Genomic DNA, 13972 nt, shown 5'->3' with positions numbered 1-13972 from the left:
GTGCAGAGCACTTAAGCTGCCGCCGCGCCTTAAGCGCCCGCCGCGCCCGCCACACCTGGCGTGCCCGCCGCACCCGGCGCCTCCTGCGGAGTTGGTTTGGGGCCACCGACCCCGGTCAGCTCCGCCCGCATCGTCGGCCCGTACGACAGCCGGCGATGCACCTTCTCAAACGGCCCCTGCATGCCGCGACGCTCCATCGCCCACGCGGCCAACAGGGTCACCAACCAGACGCCTACAGCGATGAGGGTTTGCACGAACGCGCCCATGTTGCGCGGGATGTTCAGGGTAAACGGGTAAACCAGCACAAAGAAGATCACCGACTGCATCAGGTAGCCCGTCATCGAACGCTTGCCGAGCGCCACAATCGGTACCAGCCAACCAGGCACAGCGGCGCCCTCGTTCAAGCGTCGCTGGAGCGGCTGCAGCGCCAACGCCAGCCCGGCTAGGATGCCAGGACCGGCGAACACTCCGGCAAAGTTATTAATTACCAAGAAGGCCATGTGCTGTCCGGCTGGAAGAACTCCAATCGCTGCCAACCCCATAGGGATTCCGACACCGAAGGCGACAATCACGGCCACCACGAGCCACCGAATAAGCAGGGGGCGGTGCGCGTCAACGTCGTCAAGCACGCCCTTGCGAGCCCATACGAAGCCGATCATCATCACCGGCAGGTAGAGGAACAGCTGCAGCGGCAGGGTAGTGATGCTCATTGTCAGGACCTGGAGGTTCGCGGCGAGCATATCCAGGTAACTCGTTTCAATTGCACCGCCGTTGACGAACTCGCTCATGTCGGAGCCGACGAACTCGGCGTCGGGCATCGCAATTACGAATCCCAAAAACAGCAGGCTCAGTGCAGCGTTGATCGTCAGCGCAATCCACGCGAGAATCGTCAGCACCTTGTTGCTAAGCCCCATAAGCAGCCCCAGGATGATGCCGCAGATGCCGTAGAGAAACATGATGTCGCCAAAGAACAGAAGCAGCATGTGCGCGATGCCGAACAGCCCCAGGAACGCATATCGCTTTACGACGACCACCCGCGCCCGCGACCGTGGAAAGTTCCTCCTGGCCAAACTGCGGACAATGAGTCCGACACCGAAGCCGAGCAGCGTTGCGAACATCGGCAGCCCGCGGCTATGTGCGGTCACAGCGGTAAACAGCACGGTGGCCTTGTCGGCGATGCTGTCGTTTATGACGCCTCCGAAGAATGCTGCGGGCAGTTCGGGATCTGCCACCAGCCAGGCGGTGGCAATGTTCGCGATAGCGATGCCGAGGAGCGCGAACCCACGCGCAGCGTCGGGAACGAGCATGCGAGGTCTGGGGTTGGTGCTAGAACTGGGTCGGTTGTCAGTCATTCCTCCAACGTAAAGGATTTGTGGGAGGGTACGCAGGTTGGCGGCGGATGGTGAGGTGGGGACGGCGGTTGTCGTGACGTTAAGTTGTAGAAGTCTTGCGACATATCGAAAAGCGATATAGTATCGAAAAGCGATACATCGAATAACGATGTGTCGGGGTTTGGCTGCAGCTCCAAGCGACCCGCAGAAAAATTCACTAACCGCGCCAATGACGGTGCAGCAAGGAAACTAGCTATGACATCTCCCCAGGCCAAGAAGCCAAATGACCCATATGTCAACCAAACTAAGGAACGCCGGGATGTAGTTGCGGGCCTTTTTGTCGGAGTAATCGCGCTGGCTTACATCCTTCTTGAGCTCCGCCACCCGGTTCTTCACCAACAGTTCCCCAGCGATCTGACTCTGCTCCTGCCTGAAGTCCTGGGAAGTAACAAGGGCGTTCCCATCGAGGTTATGAGCGGTGGAGCCCTCTCCTTGTTTATTGCCGCGACTGCTGTTCGATGCGCTATCGTCGCCGCGATTGCCGTGCTCTGCGTGTTATTCTCACTCTCGTACCTGAAGGGCGAGTTCTTTACGGTTAAGACTGCGCGACGCGTTATGGCTATCTCCTGGCTGGCAGTGATCTATCCGGCAAGTGGTTTCCTGCAACTTATGGGCGAAAACTGGGTCGCGGGTGACCTGAATCTGAGCACGTGGTTCCAGCGCGACCATGCCGATTTCTATCAGCACCTAGGAATATGGTTTGTCCTTATGATGGTCATCTCCACTCTCGGAGTTATGTTGTTCCGAGCCGCGCGAATGCAGGAAGACCAGGAAGGGCTCATTTAAATGGCGAAGGTTGTGTGCCACTTGGATGAGCTACTGGAAAGCCGCGGTATGACGCTCGCAGCCCTTTCCGAACAGGTCGGGGTCACACCGGTCAACCTCTCAGTGCTCAAAAACAACAGGGCGAAAGCCGTGCGCTTCACGACGCTCACTATGTTGTGTGAAGCCCTGGACTGCCAGCCAGGGGATTTATTCTCGGTGGAGTAAGTGCGCTCGCCGTCTGAGAAGTCTAGGGATGCTAGGCGTCCAACGAGCACAGCATGAGCACAGCGAGACCAACGAGTCCGCTGCTCCCTAGGCCTCGTCGGCAAGCGTCGGGCGCACCGGGCGCGCAAGCTGCGTCATGTGCGTGCGGCCGCGCAACTCCACGGACTTCAGGGTGGTCCAGCGAGCCTGCTCGTCCTCGTTGGCCAGGCGGATAGTGGAAGCCGTGGCGAGCACGCGGCCTGGGGTATCCTTAGCCAACTCAGTCAGACGGGCAGCCTGATTAACCGCGTCACCAATAACCGTGTATTCAAAACGGTCGCGGGCACCGATGTGGCCGGCGACGACGTGGCCGGCGGAGACGCCGATTCCGGCAGTGAGTTGGAGGTCGAGCAGTTCCTCGCGCAGTTCACGGGCTGCGGTGAGGGCGTGACCGGCCGTGTCGTCGAGGGGTAGGGGAGCGCCGAAGACAGCAAGAGCCGCGTCACCCTGGAACTTGTTGATAATGCCCTTATTGCGGTGCACACAGTCAACAACGTGGTCGAAGAAGGCATTGAGTTCGCGGACAACGACCTCTGGCGAGTTCTTCTCCGCGAAGTTGGTCGAGCCAATTACATCCACAAACAGCACCGCGACCAGGCGATTCTCGCCGCCCAAAGTTGGCTTTTCTTCCAGAGCCTTGCGGGCGACCTCAGATCCGACGTAACGGCCAAAGAGGTCACGCACCCGCTGGCGCTCCTGCAAGCCACGCATCATTTCATTGAAGCCCGCTTGGAGGACACCCATCTCGGAGCCGTCGTAAATAGGCACGCGCGTATCCACCTGGCCCTGGCGGACCTTGTTAATTGCACCCGTGAGATCCCGAATCGGGTCAACGATGGACATGCTGGCCAGCATCGTGCCGAAATAGCCGGTGATCAGAGCCAAAACTGCCAACGCGGTAATCGTAGGCAGGAGGTCCGCCGCATCATCTGTAAACATGCCACGGCGCTGACCGAGCAGCACAAGTAAAATCGCTACCACGGGAACACCGCTGGTCAACACCCATGTCTGGCGCAGGCGGTGACCAATCGGTGGCTCCAGCGAGGAATCCGGAGCCCGACGCGCCAGCGCCTCCACGGCGACCGGACGCACCATGCGCTCTGCAATCAGATAGGTCAACAGTGCCACCATGGCGCCACCGAGTACCGAGGTGAGCAGCACCATCATGCCAATCTTGCTGTCATAGGCGAACGCGACTCCGCTGAAGACAATCACGCCCAAAGACCAGATGACGGTACCCAAAAGTGCCTGATAGACGGGCACGCGCATGACCAGATATCGCACCCGCCGCGGATCGTGCATATCCGGATGACGCTGCCATTTCACCAGCGGTTTGAACAGGATCCAGGTAGTGCCGATGCCCGCGATAATTGCCAGAACCAGGTACCCAGCCAGGGCATAAATGACACCATTAGCCAACCGTGGCAAGTGAGTTTCTTGGTTCAGTGGCAACAGCATGCCGAGGAACAAGCCGACAATCATGGCTCCGACAAGGTTGCAGACGAAGATAAATGAGGCATAAGCAGGCCACATTGTCCCGCTTAGCCATTTCAGATTTCGCCAGAGCCGTTGCATGACTACTACCTTAGTGGCAACCCCGGATTGCAGGGAGTAGTTACCTCACAAGAGTCTTGTGGGGCGCGCTAGAGTTGTGGCCATGACAGAGCCCATGACAGAGCGCAGCGTGTTTTCTCGTATGCCCGAAACCGGTGGGGTTCGCCAGCGGCTGCAGGCTGCTGTGCGCGCTGCGCATTATCGCTTTGCCAATGGTCAACCGCTGGCAGGCGATGGGGCGGAGGTTTCGCCGGAAGGTGGGGACGCGGGGTCGTCGTTAAGCGATGTGCCACGCGACTCGGACATGACGCACGCCTGGCTGTTCACTGGCCCTGCGGGGTCGGGGCGGTCGGTGACGGCGACGGCGTTTGCGGCGGCGCTGCTGTGCACGCGACATGACAACCCCGGATGTGGCGAATGTGAGGGCTGTCGGACTGCGCTGGCGGGAACGCATGGCGATATCAAGATCGTGCGCCCGGAGGGCACCATCATTTCCGTGGCGACGGTGAGGGACGAGCTGCGGCCCTGGGCCTACAAGATGCCCACGACGGCGGATTGCCGCGTGCTGATCATCGAAGACGCCGACCGCCTCAACGAGTCCGCCTCAAATGCGCTGCTTAAGGTGGTGGAAGAGCCGCCGCTGCGCACCGTCATCATCATGTGCGCACCAACGACGAACGCGGAGGATTTCTCCGTTACGCTCCGTTCGCGCTGCCGCCATGTCTATGTGCCGACGCCGCATATCGACGATGTCACAAACCTCCTGCGCGCCGAGCGGCCAGAGCTTACCGACGAGCAAGCGGTCTGGGCCGCGACGGTATCCAACGGTCACATTGGTCGTGCGCGTGGCTTTGTCTCCGATGAGGGCTCGCGTGCCTGGCGGGGCAAGGCTCTGGATTTCGTGGAGGCCGTGTTCGACCCGGCGAAGTCGTATTTGGCGGCGCGAGAGCTAGCCAACGAAGTGGCTGGCGAGGTGAAGCGGCGGATGGAGCCACTGGAGGCTGAGGAGCTGGAGAACCTCGAGCGTTCGCTGGGCGTCGGGGCGTCTGGAAAGGGTGCGCAGGCGGCACTGCGCGGCTCTAAAGGTGTGATTAAGGACCTGGAGGATAATCAGAAGCGTCGGCGTAGGCGTGCGGAGTCGGATCTGATTGACCTATCGTTGACCGACATTATGGGGCTTTACCGTGATGCTTTGGTGCTGGCGTTTGGGGCTGAACGTGCTGGTGGGACTGCTTCGGGGGATTTGAGCTCTGCCGCTGATTCCGAGTTTGGGGATGGTTCCGTCTACCTCATAAATCCAGACCGTCGTCGGACAGCCACGGAGCTAGCCCGACGCCTTCCGCCGGAGGCAATATTGGCCTCCATCGATGCCGTAACCGAGGTGCGCGGCATGCTCGTGACGGCAGTGAAGCTGGCGGTCTTGATGGATGAATTGATGGCTAAATTGCAGATCGCAGGGCAGGTTGGTCGCAGGTAATCCGGGAGAGACGCCTAATTCAGCGGACTGCAGACCCCATTTTGGTAGCGATGGGGGCAGTGCAGTAGTATTACCGCTTGTACATTTTGTGCAGGGTCATTTCTGCTTGCTTGAAAGCTCAGCGCAATGTGCGTGCCGCCTTAGCTCAGTCGGTAGAGCGTCTCACTCGTAATGAGAAGGTCGCGAGTTCGATTCTCGCAGGCGGCTCCATTAAGCCCCAGCTAGAACAGTGTTCCAGCTGGGGTATTTTCCTATCGTCACTGGTTAAGTCGTCCCAGATTATCCGTGCTATTCCGAGTGTAGACAGGGCACAGGCTGAGAACACCGAAGAGGTGAATCGGGAGCAGAAGTTAGAATGGTCCCTCGTGGATAAGGGGCAAGAAGAGATCATTGAGCGGCTCCTAGAGAAGAGTAAGGAAGCTTTTGCTCTTGCAGTGGAGCTGTACAACAGGCCAACGTTCTTATAGGTGGTGCCAGGTCATGCGCTGTGTACAGGAAAAGTAGTGCTAGCGCTAGTGACCTTCACTCTCGTGGGCAACACAATATAGAGCATGAAAAAGCTTGTGGTTGGCATGATTGCCGTGGCCGTGATCGTGGTGGCGTTAGTCGGGTTTGTGGGATTCATGCAGTGGGTCGATGCAGACAGCGTGACCGGTGATGATGGCGTGGCTGCCGGGTATAGCGCTGAAACGGGTGGCCCACTGGAAGCGTCGTTCGCGGGCAAGGGGCCGCACTCAGTCGACGTGAAGCGCGACGGCGACGTGACCATCGCGGCACCGACGGGCGCAGGACCGTTTCCGGCGGTGGTCATGGCTAATGGCACGAACACACCGTTGAGCAGCTACCTGCCCGTGGCGGAACACCTGGCTAGTTGGGGTTTCGTGGTTGTCGGCGATGAGACTCTCCAAACTGGAACAGGGGAGAATGTCGTGAACTTGATCGAGCACTTGCCGGAGCTGGATTCCCGTGTGGATCGATCACGGGTCGGCATTTTCGGACACTCACAGGGTGGTGCGGGTGCCATCAACGCTGCGGCCCACGCGGAGGTAGCAGCCGTGTATGCGGCGAGCCCGGCCTCCCACAAAGTGGCAAAGTCCAATGACTGGGACTACACCACAGCGAACGTAGAGGCACCTTTGTTCTTGATGACCAGCGATGGTCGTTCGGACCGCTGGCTTGTCAGCCCGTGGTCAGACCTAGAGGAGAGCTTTCAATCAGCTGGTGGTCCGGCGGTCATTGCACGCCGCCTGGGCGCGGATCACAAGGACGTCTTAGAGTTCGGGGACGGTTACGCCACCGCGTGGTTCCGCTGCATCCTTGCTGATGATGCTGAGGCACGAGACGCGTTCGTTGGTGCTTCACCAGCGGGCGTCGGTGAGCTGGCGAGCAACGCGCTCTGGGACCGAGTGGCCACCCGCGGCTGGTAACTCGCGGGGTCCTTCACCATCCCGTGCGGTGTACCGAACACCCTAAAAGTAACCTGTGCTCACACACTCCTTTCGGCGGAGGCGTGATTCACAAAAATCAGCAGCCCTGATAAATTTCAAGTGAATTGTCAACCGGGCTGCGCCACGCCAGCCTGTACAAGCAGAATCGAATGAGTCATTCAGACAGAGGCGAAAGGCCACGTCGAGGGCCTCTACATCGATACCCCTCGGTGATAACTCCTGAAAAAACCTGCATACGCCCCGACGTGCGGTGATTCCCCTGGACTCGAAGGGGGAAGATATTTCGGAGACAGAGAATCTCAATCGGGTGTTTGCTACTGTTACTCAGCACATGGCAGGTACGCGGATACTAGGAGAACGCACGATGCGGCAGCCCGGACACCAGCGACTAGCAGTTCAACAATCAGCAGGGCGACTGGCTGTGGCTTTGGTGGCTGCGGCAACTTTGCCAGCCGGTCTTGTGGCCTGCACCATCGACACGGAGGCTTCCGAGAGAGGAAGCGCTCAGCAAGCTGCGTCGACTGAAACGCAAACCTCCTTGGCAGCTGAAGAAGAGGCCATGCAGATGCCGAACCCCACTCCGCCGAATGAGGAGTCCGCAATGCCTGATTCTGCTAGCCCCGACGCAGTCGCTCCGGGCGATGCACAACAACAGCAAGCTAATCGCGCTACTTCGCGTGCCGACGGCTCTAGCGCTGTAGCCGGCAAGGTCATCTACCTCGATCCAGGCCACGCGGGCACCCCACCACCTGCCGACCTGATGGTCACAGACGGCCGCGGCGGTCAAAAGCCGTGTAATACCTCCGGCACCGCCTCTAACGACGGCTTCCCGGAGCACGAGTTCAATTGGCTGATGGCGCAGGAGATCAAGCAGCTGCTCGAACAGCGCGGTGCTCAGGTGCTACTTAGCCGCAAGGATGACACCGGTCGTGCAGATTGCATCGATGCCCGTGCGGAGAAGGAAAATGCCTCCAACGCCGATGCTGTGGTGAGCCTCCACGCAGATGGTGCTGGAGAGGGCAACCGCGGATTCCATGTGTCTGCGATCTCTCAGCCGCTCGCCAATAATGACGAGCAGGGATCTACCGCGCTGGCGACCGCCCTGCGCGATGCCTTTGTTGCCGCTGGTTTTGCTCCATCCAACTATCTCGGCAGCGAAGGGCTGAATCCGCGTGCAGACCTCACCGGACTCAACCTATCGACAAAGCCAAAGGCACTGGTCGAATACGGCAACATGCGCGATAGCAGCGACATTGCCCTCTTAACCTCCAGCGAAGGCCGTCAGCGCTTGGCAGAGGCCACTGTGGCTGGGCTGGAAGGTTTCTTGGCGCAGTAGCCAAGCTGCCCATCCAGGCCGTAGCTACCTCACACCAGTCACCGCCACAGTGTCCACCACAGCAGCCAACCCGCCAAGCTGCTAACTAGCTGGGTTGGCCTTAGCCTTCGGCGTCATCGCGTCGTAAGGCTCCATCATGGGGATATCCAGCATGGTGCTGGGGACGCCAAAGGCGTCGACAAGTACCTCAGACCAGGGGCCAAGGGAATCAACCAGATCGGCCAAGCCCGCCCGCGCGCCTTTGGTGCGAGTACCGGTGAGCAGTGACTGCTCCAAGAACCAGCCGGCGTTATCGCAGACGACCGACAGGAAGAACACATCGCGAACCTGCTCGAGCACTTCTTGAGAGCGCTCGTCTGTGAGTGTGGATTCGGCTTCGAAGAATGCTTCCAAGAGCATGCGATCTATATGCGCCCACGCGCAGGAAATCATGTGGTCCTGGACCTTGTCCACCAGCTTCGCGGCCTTTTCAACAGGCAGTTTCCGCGCCGGGCGCAGCCTGCGAGCAAGGGACTTGAGAAGTCGATTCTCGCGCTCGATGAGCAGTTGCATCTGGCTGGCGGGGTCAAAGAGCGAGGACTCATCAGCGTCAGTCAGCGCATCCAAGAGGTTCTGAACGACGGCGTCCGCACCGGTGCGACGGCGCAAAATGCCACTGAAATTGTCGAGGCCGAAGCGCACCATTTCCAGGTTGGAAAAACTCTGTACCTCCCGGGCAAAACCACCCAAGAGTTCCTTGGTGACCAGCTGCAACATCACCACGTTGTCGCCCTCAAAGGTAGTGAATACGTCGGAGTCCTCTTTGAGAATGGTCAACAGGTTCTCTGCCATGTAGCCAGCTCCACCGGTGGCCTCACGCATCTCCTGGATGGCATCGGTGGCATGCGCGGTGTTCGCGACCTTCAATGCAGCGGCATGCGCCTCCGCTTCACGCAGATCGCGAGCCTGCTCCGGGGTTAGATTCGCACGGTCCAGCCCTTCCGCTTCGAGATCGTGAATCCGCTTGATCAGCAGATTAGTGGCAAATTGCAGACCGTACGAACGCGCAATGCGGGGGAGTAGTCGGATTCGGTGCTGGCGGTGCTCAATGAGTTTCTTTTCCGGCAGCGAATCGTCGGGAGCAAATTGGCGCCGCAAGTGTGCGTACTTGGTGCCGATGGTCAGTGCGGTGCGGGTTGTCGCACCAGCGGCCGCACCGACTGTCACGCGGCCGCGCACGAGGGCACCGAGCATCGTGAAAAACCGTGCATTGGGGCTGTCAATATCGCTGCTGTACTCGCCAGCAGCTGACACATCTGCAAAACGGTTGAGCAGGTTCTCCCGCGGCACGCGGTAATGGTCGAACATGAGAGTGCCGTTGTCCACGCCCAAAAGGCCACCCTTGGTGCCGTGGTCGCCAATCGCAACTCCGTCGACAGGCGAACCGTCGTCATTGCGGATCCGGGCAACAATGCAGTGCACGCCATGGGACTCTTCCTGCCCTGGTGTGTAGAGCTGGCAAAAGACCGCAGCCCAGCGCCCATCGCGCGCGGCGTTGCCCAAAAACCATTTCTCAGAGGAAGCTGTCGGCGAATTGAGGATGAATTCTTCCGTCTCAGGGTCGTAGTGCGCCGTGGTTTCGAGTGATTGCACGTCCGAGCCGTGGCCGCGCTCGGTCATCGCAAAGCAGCCGAGAACCCGCAGCTCAATGAGGTCACGCACCAACTCGCCATGGCGCTCAGTCCCCAGGTTGCTGACAGCGCCGCCGAAAAGGCCCCACTGCACTCCGGACTTCACCATCAACGACAAGTCGGTGTGGCCGAGCATTTCAATCCCGGAGAGGGTCCCACCGGTATCTCCTGTGCCGCCCTGGTCAGTGCGGAAAGCGCCATAGGGCATGCCGGTCTTAAGCACCTTGGACAACGCCTCGGTGGTGTGCTGCCTGGCCTCATCCACGGTCAGCCCAGAGGTGGGCCGCAGGGAGGGGTCTTCTAAAAGGGCGCGGACATCAGCGCGCGCCTCGGGGAAATAGCCGTCCAGAACCTTTTGCAGTGCGCCTGCCACTTCTGGTTCAGGTTGGGAGGGGAGTGTCTTCGGAGCGTCGGTCGAGCGCCGGCGGGGGATTCGCGTGGAGCTGGAAGAAGTCTGTGCCATAACCCAACGTTAATGGGATATCTGGGGCTTGTCAGTCGCTTTCGACTGAGAAACTCATGAGGAAATCGGGACCGAGAAAAGAGAAAACAGGTTACCGGGAGAAAAAGAAGGTGGAAACGCAAGAGCCGTCGTCAAGCAAATGCTGTGTTGTGCAATGCTTGACGACGGCTTACGTAATCAACCCTCGGTGGGGCAGATCCCTTAGCTGTGGGAACTAGACGCGCGACTTAACTTCGTCGAGGTTAGTTTCCGGGTGCTCGATCAGGTCTCGGTCTTCGAGACCCTTCGGAAGCAGGAACAGGGCAATCAGTGCCGGGATAGCCATGGCCATCAGGTAGACGGAGATGTAGAACGGGTTGCCGGTGGCATCCATGATCATCTGGGCAATCATCGGAGCGAATGCGCCACCCAGGACCGCGCCGATGGCGTAAGCGATGGAAGCGCCGGAGTAGCGGACCTCAGCCGGGAACATCTCGGAGTACATGGCCGGCTGCGGACCGAAGGTCAGGGCCAGCGGCAGGGTGAGAACTGCGACGGTCATGATGTACAGGAACGGACCCTTATCCAGGAGGTTCCACATGACGGCCTCCCAAATCATAATCACGACGTAGCCGATGATGAAGGTCTTAGCGCGGCCGATGCGGTCGGACCAAGCGCCAGCAATGAACATGAAGATGGTCCAGCAGATACCGGCGACGAGAGTACCGGTCCATGCAACGGTTGCCGGGTAGCCCAGTGTCTTCTGTGCGTAAGCGCCGAAGAATGCAATCACGAGGTAACCGGTAGCCTGCTGGGCAGCGAAGATCAGGGCACCCTGGATGACCTTGCCCCAGTGGTTGCGGAAGAGCTCTGGCAGCGGAGCCGAGCGCTCGGCGGACTCAGCCTGCATAGCCTGGAAGACCGGGGACTCGTCGACGCTGCGGCGAATCATGTAACCAATCAGAACCAGGATGAAGGACAGCAGGAACGGCACACGCCAGCCCCACTCCATGTAGGCTTCCTCGCCGACGATTGCCATAACAATCAGCATGGTGCCGGTAGCCAGGGTCAGACCCAGCGGAACACCGGCCTGCGGGAATGCGCCGTAGAGACCGCGCTTTTCCTTCGGAGCGTACTCCACGGACATCAGGGCTGCGCCGCCCCATTCACCGCCGGCGGAAATACCCTGGAAGACTCGGAGCAGAACCAGCAGGATAGGTGCTGCGATGCCGATTGACTCATAGGTCGGCAGCAGGCCGATGCAGAAAGTAGCTGCACCCATACCGATGAGGGTGAAGACCAGAATCATCTTGCGGCCGTAACGGTCACCGATATGGCCGGCGACGATAGCGCCAAGCGGGCGGAAGAGGAAGGAAATACCCAGGGTTGCCCAAGCGAGGACCTGGGCCACCTGTGGATTCGACTGTGCAGCAGGCTCGATGAAGTGCGGAGCAAGCACGATAGCTGCGGCCTGAGCGTAAATCAGGAAGTCATAAAACTCGATGGTCGTACCCACGAGAGTTCCCGTGAGCACCTGACGGCGCTGCTTGGGATCATTCGCGATGATCGAAGTAGTCATAAAAAACAAGACTTTCTTTACATACCCGTCCGCACGGCCATCGAGGACCTTGGTGATCTCAGCGGTCGCGCAGAAATCGCCCCAGGTTTTTCTCAGCCAGCGCTTGGGGAAAGGACAGAATGTTTGACGGTGTCGAATTCTTACACAGCCAGACCGGTAGCGACCAGCGTTTGAACTTCAGCGAGCGGTGACAAAAAGTGAACAACGGGGGTAATGGGGGTCGGTGAATGGCGGTAGATTTCCTTTGTTTGTGACCGATTTATTTATACGCATGCCTGAAATAGGCGGATTCGGGGGTGTGCAAAAGGGGGTGTGTTGGGCACTACTTAACGACGAGCTGTTTCTGGCTCAATTTGCGCGACCTAGTGGGCGTCTAGGCGTGAGATTGTCTTAAATAGGGGAAATCTGCGTTTTATAGCTGTTCGACTACCCCCACATTGAACTAATTTGTAATTATATATTCAGAAGTTGTGTGAATGGTGTGGCAAAAGTGGCTCAAGGTACGGAAAAAATAACAGAACAATAACGATGTAGTGTCGAAAAGGACACTGCCCCCGGATGGGGCAGGGAAGCAAGGTCGGCAACATGCCACCCCGAGACGGGGGTGTGAGCCCCAGGTTTCAGGGGCATTTTGGGGCGGTGGTAGTGCCAGGCCTGAAGCTCCCTCGGCACACCTCTTGTGGTTAGTTCCGGTGGCTTAAATTTCCACCATTGTGCGTAAGGCGCTGGGGACCGTCGTAAAGTAAACGACATGTCTTCTCACGCAGGAACTAACGGCAATGAAAATGAGGTACCTCACGGCAGGGCCAAATCCAATAAGGGCACGCCGTTGTGGTTGCTCGCCGCAATTGCAGTTTTCGCCGTCGCGTGGGGTGGCAACGAATTCACGCCGCTGATGGTGATGTACCGCGAAAATGCCGACCTGGCGCCGGTGTTCATTGACCTTCTATTGCTGGTCTACGCCCTCGGCATCGCGCCGGCACTGCTGATTTCTGGCCCAATCTCGGACCGTATCGGCCGTAAGCCGGTGATGCTCGCCGCGCCGGTTCTCTCGATTCTGGGGTCGACTCTTATTGCGTTGGGCGAGACTACCGCCCCGCTTATCCTCACTGGTCGCTTTATCTCTGGCTTGGCAGTCGGCATTGTCATGGCCGTGGGCGGCTCGTGGGTAAAGGAGCTCTCCGATCCGCGCTTTGACCCCAAGGCCAAGTCAACCTCGGGCGCGAAGCGTCAGTCCATGGCTCTGACCTTGGGCTTTGGTCTGGGTGCGGGAATTGCCGGCACGCTAGCGCAGTTCGCACCGCTGCCGGGGCAGCTGGCTTATATCATCCACATCCTGATTTCTATCCCGACAATCTTCGGTCTATTGACTGTGCCGGAGACCCGCCAGTCGCCGCACCTGGGCGGCAGCAACGCTCCACGCGAGACGGTCTTGGAGTCCCTGCGTACCCCTTCGGTAACTAACCGTCGCTTCCTGCTCGTCGCCGCGATGGGAGCTCCGTGGGTCTTCGGTGCAGCCGGTGTTGCCTACGCAATCATTCCGTCGTTGCTGCAGGACCACGTCTCCCAGCCAGTGTTCTACTCCGCGATGGTCACACTGTTCGCGTTACTCTGCGGTTTTGGTATTCAGCAGATTGGTCCACGCTTTGTGACCGAGCACAACGCCCGCGGTTCGCTAATCGCAATTGGCATCGTGGTTATCGGCATGGGAATGGCCGCATGGATGTCCACCAACCCCACCGCAGTGACGGCGTTCATTGCAGCGCTGGTGTTGGGCGCCGGCTACGGTCTGTCCATGTTTACCGGCCTCAACGAGGTACAGCGCATCGCTGGTCCACGCGATATGGCTGGTCTGACCGGTATCTTCTACTGCCTGACCTACATTGGCTTCGCATTCCCGGCAATTCTGACCAAGCTCTCCGAGTCCATCTCCTGGATGACCTACCCGGTCATGCTCGGTGGCGGTATGGTCATCGCCATCCTGATGGGCTTGGTTATTTTCTTCAATTCCACTGTCAACCTGCCACAGCGCGCTGAGTAATCTCG

The 13972-nt window shown here is 59.1% G+C and carries 10 protein-coding genes and 1 tRNA gene; 7 read left to right on the top strand and 4 right to left on the bottom strand.

The window, feature by feature from the left end:
• Positions 1-29: 29 nt before the first annotated feature.
• On the bottom strand, positions 30-1352 hold the full coding sequence (locus tag I6J19_RS01785) for a DUF418 domain-containing protein (RefSeq protein WP_316247735.1): 1323 nt from the start codon (positions 1350-1352) through the stop codon (positions 30-32).
• 234 nt (positions 1353-1586) lie between these two features.
• Here I6J19_RS01785 and I6J19_RS01780 point away from each other — a divergent pair, with 234 nt between their 5' ends.
• Both I6J19_RS01780 and I6J19_RS01775 read left to right on the top strand, forming a co-directional pair.
• Positions 1587-2177: a hypothetical protein gene (locus I6J19_RS01780; RefSeq protein ID WP_038627471.1), complete on the top strand. Its 591-nt coding sequence runs from the start codon at positions 1587-1589 to the stop codon at positions 2175-2177.
• Complete coding sequence (locus tag I6J19_RS01775) at positions 2178-2381, top strand: helix-turn-helix domain-containing protein (RefSeq protein WP_005511351.1); 204 nt, start codon at positions 2178-2180, stop codon at positions 2379-2381.
• A gap of 87 nt (positions 2382-2468) precedes the next feature.
• Here I6J19_RS01775 and I6J19_RS01770 read toward each other — a convergent pair whose 3' ends face one another.
• Positions 2469-3995 carry an adenylate/guanylate cyclase domain-containing protein gene (locus I6J19_RS01770; RefSeq protein ID WP_038627473.1) on the bottom strand — a complete coding sequence of 509 codons (1527 nt, stop codon included), beginning with the start codon at positions 3993-3995 and terminating at the stop codon, positions 2469-2471.
• 82 nt (positions 3996-4077) lie between these two features.
• Here I6J19_RS01770 and I6J19_RS01765 point away from each other — a divergent pair, with 82 nt between their 5' ends.
• The 4 genes from I6J19_RS01765 to I6J19_RS01750 all read left to right on the top strand — a co-directional run bounded on the left by I6J19_RS01765 (position 4078) and on the right by I6J19_RS01750 (position 8235).
• The gene (locus tag I6J19_RS01765) at positions 4078-5451 is read left to right on the top strand and encodes a DNA polymerase III subunit delta' (protein WP_038627475.1); all 1374 of its coding nucleotides are present in this window, start codon (positions 4078-4080) and stop codon (positions 5449-5451) included.
• 134 nt (positions 5452-5585) lie between these two features.
• A tRNA-Thr gene (locus I6J19_RS01760) sits at positions 5586-5661 on the top strand.
• Positions 5662-6002: 341 nt separating this feature from the next.
• Positions 6003-6878, top strand: a complete 876-nt coding sequence (locus tag I6J19_RS01755; protein ID WP_038627484.1) for a poly(ethylene terephthalate) hydrolase family protein — start codon at positions 6003-6005, stop codon at positions 6876-6878.
• Between the two features lie 385 nt (positions 6879-7263).
• On the top strand, positions 7264-8235 hold the full coding sequence (locus I6J19_RS01750; RefSeq protein ID WP_052155573.1) for an N-acetylmuramoyl-L-alanine amidase: 972 nt from the start codon (positions 7264-7266) through the stop codon (positions 8233-8235).
• A gap of 81 nt (positions 8236-8316) precedes the next feature.
• Here I6J19_RS01750 and I6J19_RS01745 read toward each other — a convergent pair whose 3' ends face one another.
• Positions 8317-10368 (bottom strand): acyl-CoA dehydrogenase family protein, encoded by a 2052-nt coding sequence (locus I6J19_RS01745; RefSeq protein WP_038627488.1) that lies wholly within the window; start codon positions 10366-10368, stop codon positions 8317-8319.
• 214 nt (positions 10369-10582) lie between these two features.
• Entirely contained in the window at positions 10583-11926 is a 1344-nt protein-coding gene (locus tag I6J19_RS01740; protein WP_038627490.1) for an MFS transporter, read from the bottom strand.
• A gap of 751 nt (positions 11927-12677) precedes the next feature.
• Between I6J19_RS01740 and I6J19_RS01735 the strand changes: the two genes are divergently transcribed.
• Entirely contained in the window at positions 12678-13967 is a 1290-nt protein-coding gene (locus I6J19_RS01735; protein ID WP_038627491.1) for an MFS transporter, read from the top strand.
• Positions 13968-13972 lie beyond the last annotated feature (5 nt).

Origin of the sequence: Corynebacterium amycolatum (assembly GCF_016889425.1) — a bacterium.
GTDB classification, from domain to species: Bacteria; Actinomycetota; Actinomycetes; order Mycobacteriales; family Mycobacteriaceae; genus Corynebacterium; species Corynebacterium amycolatum.
Note: the sequence above shows the minus strand (reverse complement) of the source record. Positions and strands in the feature narration are given on the sequence as shown.

Bases quoted from the DNA above. Each gene is read 5' to 3' on its own strand.
- I6J19_RS01785 (WP_316247735.1), bottom strand. From the start codon at position 1,352: ATGACTGACAACCGACCCAGTTCTAGCACCAACCCCAGACCTCGCATG.
- I6J19_RS01780 (WP_038627471.1), top strand. From the start codon at position 1,587: ATGACATCTCCCCAGGCCAAGAAGCCAAATGACCCATATGTCAACCAA.
- I6J19_RS01775 (WP_005511351.1), top strand. From the start codon at position 2,178: ATGGCGAAGGTTGTGTGCCACTTGGATGAGCTACTGGAAAGCCGCGGT.
- I6J19_RS01770 (WP_038627473.1), bottom strand. From the start codon at position 3,995: ATGCAACGGCTCTGGCGAAATCTGAAATGGCTAAGCGGGACAATGTGG.
- I6J19_RS01765 (WP_038627475.1), top strand. From the start codon at position 4,078: ATGACAGAGCCCATGACAGAGCGCAGCGTGTTTTCTCGTATGCCCGAA.
- I6J19_RS01755 (WP_038627484.1), top strand. From the start codon at position 6,003: ATGAAAAAGCTTGTGGTTGGCATGATTGCCGTGGCCGTGATCGTGGTG.
- I6J19_RS01750 (WP_052155573.1), top strand. From the start codon at position 7,264: ATGCGGCAGCCCGGACACCAGCGACTAGCAGTTCAACAATCAGCAGGG.
- I6J19_RS01745 (WP_038627488.1), bottom strand. From the start codon at position 10,368: ATGGCACAGACTTCTTCCAGCTCCACGCGAATCCCCCGCCGGCGCTCG.
- I6J19_RS01740 (WP_038627490.1), bottom strand. From the start codon at position 11,926: ATGACTACTTCGATCATCGCGAATGATCCCAAGCAGCGCCGTCAGGTG.
- I6J19_RS01735 (WP_038627491.1), top strand. From the start codon at position 12,678: ATGTCTTCTCACGCAGGAACTAACGGCAATGAAAATGAGGTACCTCAC.